Raw genomic sequence first — 12,341 nt, 5'->3', positions numbered from 1 at the left:
GGTCACTACAAGAGGCGATTCCTCGCTTGTTCCACCATGTTGGATTACGTGTTTAGGCAAAAGCCAATCGCTCCTATCCAATCATCATGTACTCAGGTCGCAAGTCCACCTGTATCCTTACATGGCTTTTCATGTTCGGCAGGACGTACCCCTTGGTGAACCTTTTCATTTAATGCGTTACGTCTCCCACTCACTTCCATTCACAATGTTGACGAAGCAGGTCCCTTCACCGCCATATCACAACTTTTGGTCGTGACACAGGTTAGATGACATCATGCATCTACTCATCCGACTTTTCCCCTCCAGACTGTCGCCAGCCTTCATCGGCTCGAATTTCATCGCTACTACGGAGCCATCCGCCACCTGCAGTACCCTCGGTTTGGCTTTCCCCATTTAGGGTTATACCTCCCCTACCTACCGGTGTTTACCGATAGGAGTCTACAGTGCTTCCCCCAGTAATCACACACTCTGTTCCATCCATCCTGACCCTAATCACGTCGATGTGCCCTATAGGTCGTTTCCCTTTTCTAGTTTCCCTACAAGGTGCGCAACTGCACAGGTTTCCCCGTTTTTTTGGGCGGGTCACCCAACATCGCCGCCACCTCTGGTTCACACAATGTTCCGGGCTGGACTTTGCCTGCAGACCTTTCGGATTCCCCTTCGCAGAGGACACCCTGTCAATCCTGCCTCATCAGCGAGGATTCTTCTTCGGCTACGATACTTGAAAGGATAAAGTTATCGAGTGGATTTGAACCACCTAGAGTGTGGAACAGTGAGGCACACCAAAAAGCCGCATCCGAACAATAGGAAGCGGCTGTAATTTTATTACTTTAGAAATTAAAAAAACATGTTTCCTAATGGAACATGCATCGTTTAATGGCGGTCCGGACGGGACTCGAACCCGCGACCTCCTGCGTGACAGGCAGGCATTCTAACCAGCTGAACTACCGGACCTAATTATAAAATGATTCTTATGCTATAAACTGTTTTGAAGAAATGTTCAGCACAGCTAGATAAATCATATTATTTTAAAATAAATTGGTTGCGGGGGCAAGATTTGAACTTGCGACCTTTGGGTTATGAGCCCAACGAGCTACCAGACTGCTCCACCCCGCGATATGAAAAAGTTATCACAATAAATATCTCGAATTATTTTCCTGAAAAATTGCCAAGCCTGGCGGCGTCCTACTCTTGCAGGGGCAAAGCCCCAACTACCATCGGCGCTGGAGAGCTTAACTGCTGTGTTCGGCATGGGAACAGGTGTGACCTCTCCGCTATTGCTACCAGACCTTCGGGCTGGAACCATGACATCTTTCGTCACGAAGTTCTCTCTCATTTTTCAAGACAAGATATATTATAGGCATTTTCGATAAAAAATGCAAGGGCTATTCAGGAATTTATACCCTGAAAACTAAATAAGCATCCATACAACGCATCATCAAAAGCTTGTTTAGTTAAGTCCTCGATCGATTAGTATCCGTCAGCTCCACGTGTCACCACGCTTCCACCTCGGACCTATCTACCTCATCGTCTCTGAGGGATCTTACTCACTCGAAGTGATGGGAAGTTTCATCTTGAGGGGGGCTTCATGCTTAGATGCTTTCAGCACTTATCCTTGCCACACGTAGCTACCCAGCTGTGCTCCTGGCGGAACAACTGGTACACCAGCGGTGTGTCCATCCCGGTCCTCTCGTACTAAGGACAGCTCCTCGCAAACTTCCAACGCCCACGACGGATAGGGACCGAACTGTCTCACGACGTTCTGAACCCAGCTCGCGTACCGCTTTAATGGGCGAACAGCCCAACCCTTGGGACCGACTACAGCCCCAGGATGCGATGAGCCGACATCGAGGTGCCAAACCTCCCCGTCGATGTGAACTCTTGGGGGAGATAAGCCTGTTATCCCCGGGGTAGCTTTTATCCGTTGAGCGATGGCCCTTCCATGCGGAACCACCGGATCACTAAGCCCGACTTTCGTCCCTGCTCGACTTGTAGGTCTCGCAGTCAAGCTCCCTTCTGCCTTTACACTCATGCGAATGATTTCCAACCATTCTGAGGGAACCTTTGGGCGCCTCCGTTACCTTTTGGGAGGCGACCGCCCCAGTCAAACTGCCCGCCTGACACTGTCTCCGGACCGGATTACGGCCCTGGGTTAGAAGGTCCGTACAGCCAGGGTGGTATCCCACGGGTGCCTCCACCGAAGCTGGCGCTCCGGGTTCAATGGCTCCCACCTATCCTGTACAAGCTGTACCAACATTCAATATCAGGCTACAGTAAAGCTCCACGGGGTCTTTCCGTCCTGTCGCGGGTAATGTGCATCTTCACACATCGTATAATTTCACCGGGTCTCTCGTTGAGACAGTGCCCAAGTCGTTGCACCTTTCGTGCGGGTCGGAACTTACCCGACAAGGAATTTCGCTACCTTAGGACCGTTATAGTTACGGCCGCCGTTTACTGGGGCTTCGGTTCTGCGCTTCGCACCGAAGTGCTAACGCTTCCCCTTAACCTTCCAGCACCGGGCAGGTGTCAGCCCCTATACTTCGCCTTTCGGCTTCGCAGAGACCTGTGTTTTTGCTAAACAGTCGCTTGGGCCTATTCACTGCGGCTCACTCGTAAGCAAGCACCCCTTCTCCCGAAGTTACGGGGTCATTTTGCCGAGTTCCTTAACGAGAGTTCTCCCGCTCACCTTAGGATTCTCTCCTCGCCTACCTGTGTCGGTTTGCGGTACGGGCACCTATGAACTCACTAGAGGCTTTTCTTGGCAGTGTGGATGCAGGAACTTCGGTACTCTATTTCCCTCCCCATCACAGCTCGGCATTATTGGACGGATTTACCTATCCAACTGCCTTACTGCTTGGACGCACACGTCCATCGGTGCGCTTTCCTTCTCCTCCTGCGTCCCCCCGTCGCTCAAACGCTCATGAGGTGGTACAGGAATATCGACCTGTTGTCCATCGCCTACGCCTTTCGGCCTCGGCTTAGGTCCCGACTAACCCTGAGAGGACGAGCCTTCCTCAGGAAACCTTAGGCTTTCGGTGAAAGAGATTCTCACTCTTTTTTCGCTACTCATACCGGCATTCTCACTTCCAGGTGCTCCACCAGTCCTCACGGTCTGACTTCACAGCGCCTGGAACGCTCTCCTACCATTGTTCGAAGAACAATCCGCAGCTTCGGTGATACGTTTAGCCCCGGTACATTTTCGGCGCAGCGTCACTCGACCAGTGAGCTATTACGCACTCTTTAAATGATGGCTGCTTCTAAGCCAACATCCTGGTTGTCTGGGCAACGCCACATCCTTTTCCACTTAACGTATACTTTGGGACCTTAGCTGGCGGTCTGGGCTGTTTCCCTTTCGACTATGAACCTTATCACCCATAGTCTGACTCCCAAGGCTACGTAACCGGCATTCGGAGTTTGACTGAATTCGGTAACCCGGTGAGGGCCCCTCGTCCAATCAGTGCTCTACCTCCGGTACGCTTCCCTTGAGGCTAGCCCTAAAGCTATTTCGGAGAGAACCAGCTATCTCCGTGTTCGATTGGCATTTCACCCCTACCCACACCTCATCCCCGCATTTTTCAGCATACGTGGGTTCGGGCCTCCAGTCAGTGTTACCTGACTTTCACCCTGGACATGGGTAGATCACACGGTTTCGGGTCTACGACCGCATACTCATTCGCCCTGTTCAGACTCGCTTTCGCTGCGGCTCCGTGTCTTCCACTTAACCTTGCATACGATCGTAACTCGCCGGTCCATTCTACAAAAGGTACGCCGTCACCCATTAACGGGCTTCGACTACTTGTAAGCGCACGGTTTCAGGTTCTCTTTCACTCCCCTTCCGGGGTGCTTTTCACCTTTCCCTCACGGTACTGGTTCACTATCGGTCACTGGGGAGTATTTAGCCTTGGGAGATGGTCCTCCCGGATTCCGACGGAATTCCTCGTGTTCCGTCGTACTCAGGATCCACTCCGGAGGAGACGCATTTTCGACTACAGGGCTCTTACCTTCTTCGGCCGGCCATTCCAGGCCGATTCGTCTAATGCATCTCTTGGTAACTCCAATGGAGTGTCCTACAACCCCAGAAAGCAAGCTTTCTGGTTTGGGCTGCTTCCGTTTCGCTCGCCGCTACTCGGGAAATCGCGTTTGCTTTCTCTTCCTCCGGGTACTGAGATGTTTCAGTTCCCCGGGTGTGCCTCGCGTACCCTATGTATTCAGATACACGTCCTGTTCCATTACGAACAGCGGGTTCCCCCATTCGGAAATCCCCGGATCGAAGTCTACTTACGACTCCCCGGGGCATATCGGTGTTAGTCCCGTCCTTCTTCGGCTCCCAGTGCCAAGGCATTCACCGTGCGCCCTTCTTCACTTAACTATGAATAGACGTACTTCTTCTTCGCCTTCGCTTTTGATTTGATGTCGTTGATCTTGCTTATTCAGTTTTCAAGGTACAAATGAGAGAATTTACTCCCTCAAAACTGAACCAAACAACCAAGTATGCCTTCCGTCATAATCCAGCTCCGGCGCCCATCGACTAGCAGACTTCCTTCTTCTTCCTACGATAAATCAACATCGATTCACTACGTTCATCGTGTTTCTTTTATCTCGTCAGAAGCAGTCCAGTCTGTACGTCGATGACCAGGCGCCTACGCTTTCTTATAATCCTTAGAAAGGAGGTGATCCAGCCGCACCTTCCGATACGGCTACCTTGTTACGACTTCACCCCAATCATTGGCCCCACCTTCGGCGGCTGGCTCCAAAAGGTTACCTCACCGACTTCGGGTGTTGCCAACTCTCGTGGTGTGACGGGCGGTGTGTACAAGGCCCGGGAACGTATTCACCGCGGCATGCTGATCCGCGATTACTAGCGATTCCGGCTTCATGCAGGCGAGTTGCAGCCTGCAATCCGAACTGAGAATGGTTTTATGGGATTTGCTACACCTTGCGGCTTCGCTGCCCTCTGTTCCATCCATTGTAGCACGTGTGTAGCCCAGGTCATAAGGGGCATGATGATTTGACGTCATCCCCACCTTCCTCCGGTTTGTCACCGGCAGTCACCTTAGAGTGCCCAACTGAATGCTGGCAACTAAGATCAAGGGTTGCGCTCGTTGCGGGACTTAACCCAACATCTCACGACACGAGCTGACGACAACCATGCACCACCTGTCACTCTGTCCCCGAAGGGAACACGCTGTCTCCAGCGCTGGCAGAGGATGTCAAGACCTGGTAAGGTTCTTCGCGTTGCTTCGAATTAAACCACATGCTCCACCGCTTGTGCGGGCCCCCGTCAATTCTTTTGAGTTTCAGCCTTGCGGCCGTACTCCCCAGGCGGAGTGCTTAATGCGTTAACTGCAGCACTAAGGGGCGGAAACCCCCTAACACCTAGCACTCAACGTTTACGGCGTGGACTACCAGGGTATCTAATCCTGTTCGCTCCCCACGCTTTCGCTCCTCAGCGTCAGTTACAGACCAGAGAGTCGCCTTCGCCACTGGTGTTCCTCCACATCTCTACGCATTTCACCGCTACACGTGGAATTCCACTCTCCTCTTCTGTACTCAAGTCCTCCAGTTTCCAATGACCATTCGCGGTTGAGCCGCGAGATTTCACATCAGACTTAAAAGACCGCCTGCGAGCGCTTTACGCCCAATAATTCCGGACAACGCTTGCCCCCTACGTATTACCGCGGCTGCTGGCACGTAGTTAGCCGGGGCTTTCTGGTCAGGTACCGTCACGGTACCGCCTTATTCAAACGGTACTTGTTCTTCCCTGACAACAGAGTTTTACGATCCGAAAACCTTCATCACTCACGCGGCGTTGCACCGTCAGACTTTCGTCCATTGCGGATGATTCCCTACTGCTGCCTCCCGTAGGAGTCTGGGCCGTGTCTCAGTCCCAGTGTGGCCGATCACCCTCTCAGGTCGGCTACGCATCGTCGCCTTGGTAAGCTCTTACCCCACCAACTAGCTAATGCGCCGCGGGCCCATCTGTAAGTGACAGCTAAAAGCCGCCTTTTCATCACGTCACCATGCGGTGACGCGCTTCATTCGGTATTAGCCCCGGTTTCCCGGAGTTATCCCAATCTTACAGGCAGGTTGCCCACGTGTTACTCACCCGTCCGCCGCTCGTTCCACAAGCTTCCGCCCGAAGGCTTCCGCTTGCTTCCCGCGCTCGACTTGCATGTATTAGGCACGCCGCCAGCGTTCGTCCTGAGCCAAGATCAAACTCTCCATAGAAAGTTGATATATGATTGACACCAATCAACCATAGCTTAGCTTCGTAAATTGAATCCAGGGGAAAGCTTTTGCTTTCGTCCTGTTTCTTGACATACTGGTTGTTTTGTTCAGTTTTCAAGGAGCAAAATTATTGCGCCGCTTCAAAACAGCGACCTAATTAATATACCATCTTCTCAAAAACAAAGTCAATATCTTTTTTTAATGTTTTTGAAAAAATAAATGATATTTTGGTGGAGCCTAGCGGGATCGAACCGCTGACCTCCTGCGTGCAAGGCAGGCGCTCTCCCAGCTGAGCTAAGGCCCCAAAGATGGTCGGGAAGACAGGATTCGAACCTGCGACCCCATGGTCCCAAACCATGTGCTCTACCAAGCTGAGCTACTTCCCGTAAATGGCGCGCCCGAGAGGAGTCGAACCCCTAACCTTCTGATCCGTAGTCAGACGCTCTATCCAATTGAGCTACGGGCGCTTTAAAGCGACATTTTTAAATATATCATGTATGCATTATGATTGCAAGAATTATTTCAAATGCGGTCGAGAGGACTTGAACCTCCACGGGGTCGCCCCCACTAGGCCCTCAACCTAGCGCGTCTGCCATTCCGCCACGACCGCGTATGCTATAATTTTATCAATCAAATTGCAAAAATAAAATGCCATGTGACCACAGCAATCTATTGAATGCGGGTGAAGGGAGTCGAACCCCCACGTCTGTCAAGACACTAGATCCTGGGTCTAGCGCGTCTGCCAATTCCGCCACACCCGCAAAAAATGGTGAGCCATGGAGGATTCGAACCTCCGACCCTCTGATTAAAAGTCAGATGCTCTGCCAGCTGAGCTAATGGCTCAAGTTTAATAATAAAAGACTTTAGATCATCCACGTTTTCAGGTCATTTATCGTGATTCCATCAATATATTCACATATTCATGAATTCTGATAGATTACGCAACTCCAAAAAACAGCAATAAAAAAGGCTGGGCCACCAGGATTCGAACCTGGGATACACGGGATCAAAACCCGATGCCTTACCGCTTGGCTATGGCCCAATAGTGGCGGTCCGGACGGGACTCGAACCCGCGACCTCCTGCGTGACAGGCAGGCATTCTAACCAGCTGAACTACCGGACCCAACCAATTCATTAAAATATGATGACCCGTACGGGATTCGAACCCGTGTTACCGCCGTGAAAGGGCGGTGTCTTAACCACTTGACCAACGGGCCATTAATGGCGGAGAAGGAGGGATTTGAACCCTCGCGCCGCTTACACGGCCTACACCCTTAGCAGGGGCGCCTCTTCAGCCACTTGAGTACTTCTCCGTTTGGCTCCACAGGCAGGAATCGAACCTGCGACTAATCGGTTAACAGCCGATCGCTCTACCGCTGAGCTACTGTGGAATAATAATGAAGTTTGTTGCGATGCGTAAGTACACAACGATTTAACTGTCTAATCAAGTGCAACGAGAAATATCATACAATATATCACGTTTTTTGTCAATATGTTTTATGTATATTTTCAACTGAGAAACCGTCGCATTTCCCCGCCTTTTTTATAAGGCTTATTTAATTTAACATGTTGGACAAGGTTCGTCAATCCATTTTATAAGTTTTTTCATACCTGCATCTTCATGTTCTCTCTTTTTGAAGGATCAGTTTTCCCCGGCATCTTCCACACCGGTATTTATTCACATCGACACGACGAATCCTTTGGTATAATTGTGAACAACTGCGGCATTTATACGTATATTTCCTTCTATTTTTAGAAGATGGCAATGGTTGGCAATGTCTGGGCGCTCCGGTTGCCTTCAACAAACTTTTGAATTCGGGATCACCGTGTTTATACCCTTTTCCTTCTATATGAAGATGATAGTGACACAACTCATGTTTAATAATCCCTTCCACTTCGTCTGCGCCCATTTCTGCAGCATATTTCGGATTAATTTCAATTAACCGCCGGGAAGGAATATACCTGCCCCCTGTCGTTCGCAGCCGGTTATTATAGATAACTTTGTCGTCATACGGTTTATTAAAAAATGCCATCGAAATATCATCGACAAGCCGGTGCAGTTCCCTTTCTTCCAGCAGCTTCATATCATTCATCCTCCGTGTTTTTTCGATATTTATTTTACCATATTAGCGTGGGTAACAAAATCTCCCTTATTTATAGTTATTTTAATTAAACATTCATTTTTAATAATTGATTTTTGATAGATTTGTATTATAATAGAACTTGTACAAAATGATTCTATAAGGAGAGGTGTTCAGGTAGTGAGTAATGAAAAGAAAAGAATGACTACTGCTTCTGGTGCTCCTGTAGGTGATAATCAGAATTCAATCACTGCAGGCGAAAGAGGCCCAACTTTAATTCAAGACGTTCACTTTTTGGAAAAAATGGCTCATTTTGACAGAGAACGTGTACCGGAACGTGTTGTGCACGCAAAAGGTGCGGGCGCACATGGCGTTTTCGAGGTCACAAATGATGAAATTTCAAAATATACAAAAGCTGATTTTCTAAATGAAAAGGGTAAACAAACACCAATGTTCATCCGGTTCTCAACAGTTGCCGGCGAATTGGGATCTGCGGACACTGTTCGTGACCCGCGCGGATTTGCCATTAAGTTTTATACACAGGAAGGCAACTATGACATGGTCGGTAACAATACACCGATTTTCTTTATCCGCGATGCTATCAAATTCCCGGATTTCATCCATACACAAAAGCGGAATCCGAAAACCAATTTGAAAGATAAAAATGCGGTCTGGGATTTCTGGTCACACTCGCCTGAAGCATTGCATCAAATTACTTATTTGCATGGTGATCGCGGCATTCCGGCTACTCTCCGTCACATGAACGGATATGGAAGCCACACGTATAAGTGGGTCAACAAAGACGGTGAGCCGGTATGGATTAAATACCACTTTATCGCTGATCAGGGTGTTAAAGGGTTGGATGTGGATCTTGCCGACAAACTTGCCGGTGAAAATCCTGATTACCATACAGAAGACTTATACAATGCGATTGATCAAGGAGATTATCCGTCTTGGACACTTTATGTTCAGATTATGCCTTATGAAGATGCAAAAGACTATAAGTGGGATCCATTCGATGTAACAAAGACTTGGTCACATAAAGATTATCCCCTTATCGAAGTCGGTAAAATGACACTTAACCGGAATCCGGAAAACTATTTCACAGAAGTGGAACAAGCAGCCCTGTCACCAGCCAACCTGGTACCGGGAATTGAGCCTTCCCCGGATAAAATGCTGCAAGGCCGTCTGTTCAGTTATTCGGATACACAGCGTTATCGTATCGGTGCCAACCACCAGCAGCTGCCAATTAACCGTCCGCTTAACGATGCAAATACATCGAACTATCAATTCAACGGACCAATGCGCTATGATAATGGCGGCCGCAGTGTACACTATGAGCCAAACCGCTATGAAACGGAACCAAAAGAAGATCCGGATTCAAAAATCAATCCATTTGAAGTGTACGGAAATGCTGACAGTGTTGCCTATTCACAAAAAGACCATTACACACAGCCAGGTGACCTGTACCGCCTAATGAGCACGGATGAGAAAGACCGTCTCGTCCAAAACATCGTAGATCATATGTCACAGGTCGATTATGACGACATTAAGCTGCGTCAAATCGAGCATTTCTACAAGGCTGATCCTGAATTAGGCGAGCGTATTGCTGAAGGATTGGAATTAAAAGTACCGGAAAACGTTAAATAACTTCAACCTAATTAAAAAGCTGATGATCACTTAAGATCATCAGCTTTTTTAGTCAGAAAATTGATTGCTGCCCTGAAACATTCAGCACTCACTATAATATTATACGAATACAGTGTTTTTATTTTGCAGTTAAGATAGAATAAAATCCTTTCTTACGGCATAAGTGCAACTATGGTGTCACCTAAAGGCTTGGTGACAACCAAGTTTTCTAATCAACCATCGATAAAGCAATCCGACCTTTATCCGCATCAACCTGTTCGACCCATACGGTAACAACATCGCCAACCGCTGCAATGTCCATTGGGTGTTTTACAAACTTCTTAGCCATCTTAGAAATATGAACAAGTCCATCTTGTTTCACACCGATATCAACAAACACACCAAAATCGACCACATTTCGAACCGTCCCCTGCATTTCCATACCAGACTGCAAGTCCTCCATGCTTAGTACATTTTGCTTCAACAATGGTTTTGGCAGGTCATCGCGCGGGTCACGCTCCGGACGGCTCAATGCACTCATGATATCAGCCAACGTCGGCTCACCGATTTCGAGCTGTGCAGCCATTTCTATTTTATCGAGCAGATGCAGTTGCTCACTCAAATGCTCTGAACCGATATCCTGAATCCCGCAGTCTATGGACTGGAGCAGCTTTTTCACAGCTGCATAGCTCTCCGGATGGATTGGGGTTCGGTCGAGTGGATTCTCCCCATCCGGAATCCGTAAGAAACCAATCCCCTGCTCATACGTTTTTGCACCCAGCCTTGGTGTTTTCTTCAATTGTTTACGATCAGTGAACTTTCCATCCTCATTCCGCATGTTTACAATATTATTTGCCACTGTTTTACTTAACCCGGAAACATACTGCAGCAGCGAGGTTGAGGCTGTGTTTACATTGACGCCAACCTGGTTAACGGCTGTTTCGACAACGAACGTTAACGACTCATTGAGTGCCTTTTGACTGACATCATGCTGGTATTGACCGACACCAATCGATTTCGGATCGATTTTCACCAGTTCTGCCAACGGATCCTGAACCCTTCTAGCAATGGATGCTGCACTCCGCTCTTCCACCCGCAAATCAGGAAATTCCTCGCGGGCAAGCTTTGAAGCTGAATATACACTTGCACCGGCTTCATTGACAATGATGTATGGAATATTGAGTGTATGCTTATTGATAACATCCGCTATAAACTGTTCTGTTTCCCGTGAAGCCGTACCATTACCGATCGCAATCAGTTCCACGTCGTATTTTTTAATATAGTCCATCACAATCTTTTCAGCACCGGCAGTATCATGTTTCGGAGCGGTTGGATACATAACTCCAACCTGGTGGACCTTTCCTGTCTCGTCCACTACAGCAAGCTTACAACCGGTTCTGTATGCCGGATCAACCCCCAGAACCGTTTTACCTTTAAGCGGCGGCTGCAACAGGAGATTCTTCAGGTTTTTTGAGAAAACATCAATAGCCTGTTCTTCCGCTTTCTCAGAGAGGCCGTTGCGAATTTCCCGTTCCACCGATGGCTGAATGAGCCGCTTATAGCTGTCCTCAATCGCCAATCGGATAATATCTTCTGTCTCCTGATTTGATGGATTGGTAATAGTTTGTTTTTGTAAAAACTCAATTACACGATCCACCGGCGGTTCAATCGACACTTTGAGCACATCTTCTTTCTCCCCGCGATTTAATGCCAGAGTACGATGGGAAACCATGGAACGAACCGCTTCGCTGTAGTCGTAATACATTTCATAGACGCCTTTTTCATCTTTAGCTGCATCTTTCACCTCGGATCGCATCATTCCGCGATTAAATGTTTCATTACGTATGTATTTACGGAATTCCGGATCATCGGAAATCCACTCGGCGATAATGTCATTGACACCTGCAAGCACATCTTCAACCGTAAACAGTTCGTGTTCTTCTGATAAATATGCCTCAGCTTCTGATTTAACATCCTGCTGTTCCTGTTCCCACACAAGCACTGCTAATGGTTCCAGGCCTTTTTCCTTTGCCTTGGCAGCTTTTGTACGTCGTTTTTGTTTATACGGACGGTACAAGTCCTCCACACGTTGAAGCTGAGTTGCCTGATTTATCTCGCGCTCAAGCTCTTCCGTAAGTTTATTCTGCTCATCAATCAGGCGGATGACTTCTTCTTTCCGTTCAGCAAGATTAACAGCATATTGATATTTATCCTCAATTAATTTAATTTGAACCTCATCAAGTCCGCCGGTCATCTCTTTACGGTACCGTGCGATAAATGGAACGGTATTCCCTTCTTCCATTAACGAAATAACCTTTTTTACTGTACCCGCGTTAACCTCTGTTTCTTTTGCAACCCACTTTTCTATTTCAATTGACACCATTCGTTCCTCCTTCTATCCTA

General features: G+C 48.2%; 3 protein-coding genes, 13 tRNA genes and 3 rRNA genes. 1 reads left to right on the top strand and 18 read right to left on the bottom strand.

Annotated elements, in window-relative coordinates; genetic code table 11:
- Positions 1 to 877: 877 nt before the first annotated feature.
- From HUX68_RS16150 to HUX68_RS16070, 17 genes are all read right to left on the bottom strand, one after another.
- Positions 878 to 954 (bottom strand) — tRNA-Asp (locus HUX68_RS16150).
- 85 nt (positions 955 to 1,039) lie between these two features.
- Positions 1,040 to 1,116 (bottom strand) — tRNA-Met (locus tag HUX68_RS16145).
- 56 nt (positions 1,117 to 1,172) lie between these two features.
- Positions 1,173 to 1,288: ribosomal RNA gene (gene rrf, locus HUX68_RS16140) — 5S ribosomal RNA — on the bottom strand.
- 162 nt (positions 1,289 to 1,450) lie between these two features.
- Positions 1,451 to 4,369: ribosomal RNA gene (locus HUX68_RS16135) — 23S ribosomal RNA — on the bottom strand.
- A 294-nt stretch (positions 4,370 to 4,663) separates the two neighbouring features.
- Positions 4,664 to 6,228, bottom strand: a 16S ribosomal RNA gene (locus HUX68_RS16130).
- Together the 16S, 23S and 5S rRNA genes with 13 tRNA genes alongside form the textbook arrangement of a ribosomal RNA operon.
- Positions 6,229 to 6,456: 228 nt before the next feature.
- Positions 6,457 to 6,532: transfer RNA gene (locus HUX68_RS16125), tRNA-Ala, on the bottom strand.
- 5 nt (positions 6,533 to 6,537) lie between these two features.
- Positions 6,538 to 6,614: transfer RNA gene (locus HUX68_RS16120), tRNA-Pro, on the bottom strand.
- A 4-nt stretch (positions 6,615 to 6,618) separates the two neighbouring features.
- Positions 6,619 to 6,695, bottom strand: a tRNA-Arg gene (locus tag HUX68_RS16115).
- 60 nt (positions 6,696 to 6,755) lie between these two features.
- Positions 6,756 to 6,838, bottom strand: a tRNA-Leu gene (locus HUX68_RS16110).
- Between the two features lie 67 nt (positions 6,839 to 6,905).
- Positions 6,906 to 6,989: transfer RNA gene (locus HUX68_RS16105), tRNA-Leu, on the bottom strand.
- Positions 6,990 to 6,995: 6 nt separating this feature from the next.
- Positions 6,996 to 7,071, bottom strand: a tRNA-Lys gene (locus HUX68_RS16100).
- Positions 7,072 to 7,198: 127 nt separating this feature from the next.
- Positions 7,199 to 7,270 (bottom strand) — tRNA-Gln (locus HUX68_RS16095).
- Between the two features lie 4 nt (positions 7,271 to 7,274).
- A tRNA-Asp gene (locus tag HUX68_RS16090) sits at positions 7,275 to 7,351 on the bottom strand.
- A gap of 22 nt (positions 7,352 to 7,373) precedes the next feature.
- Positions 7,374 to 7,445 (bottom strand) — tRNA-Glu (locus tag HUX68_RS16085).
- A 5-nt stretch (positions 7,446 to 7,450) separates the two neighbouring features.
- Positions 7,451 to 7,541, bottom strand: a tRNA-Ser gene (locus HUX68_RS16080).
- Between the two features lie 3 nt (positions 7,542 to 7,544).
- A tRNA-Asn gene (locus HUX68_RS16075) sits at positions 7,545 to 7,619 on the bottom strand.
- Positions 7,620 to 7,847: 228 nt separating this feature from the next.
- On the bottom strand, positions 7,848 to 8,312 hold the full coding sequence (locus tag HUX68_RS16070) for a SprT family protein (RefSeq protein ID WP_174615759.1): 465 nt from the start codon (positions 8,310 to 8,312) through the stop codon (positions 7,848 to 7,850).
- 198 nt (positions 8,313 to 8,510) lie between these two features.
- On the opposite strand from HUX68_RS16070, the gene HUX68_RS16065 reads away from it, so the two are divergent.
- Positions 8,511 to 9,959, top strand: coding sequence for a catalase (locus HUX68_RS16065; protein WP_174616500.1), 1,449 nt, complete (start codon positions 8,511 to 8,513; stop codon positions 9,957 to 9,959).
- 208 nt (positions 9,960 to 10,167) lie between these two features.
- On the opposite strand, the gene HUX68_RS16060 is transcribed toward HUX68_RS16065, so the two are convergent.
- Entirely contained in the window at positions 10,168 to 12,321 is a 2,154-nt protein-coding gene (locus HUX68_RS16060; protein WP_174615758.1) for a Tex family protein, read from the bottom strand.
- Positions 12,322 to 12,341 lie beyond the last annotated feature (20 nt).

The sequence above is a fragment of the Virgibacillus ihumii genome (genome assembly GCF_902726655.1).
In the GTDB taxonomy this organism is placed as follows: domain Bacteria; phylum Bacillota; class Bacilli; order Bacillales; family Amphibacillaceae; genus Lentibacillus; species Lentibacillus ihumii.
This window is presented reverse-complemented; position numbering and strand designations above follow the sequence as displayed.

Bases quoted from the DNA above. Each gene is read 5' to 3' on its own strand.
- HUX68_RS16070 (WP_174615759.1), bottom strand. From the start codon at position 8,312: ATGAAGCTGCTGGAAGAAAGGGAACTGCACCGGCTTGTCGATGATATT.
- HUX68_RS16065 (WP_174616500.1), top strand. From the start codon at position 8,511: ATGACTACTGCTTCTGGTGCTCCTGTAGGTGATAATCAGAATTCAATC.
- HUX68_RS16060 (WP_174615758.1), bottom strand. From the start codon at position 12,321: ATGGTGTCAATTGAAATAGAAAAGTGGGTTGCAAAAGAAACAGAGGTT.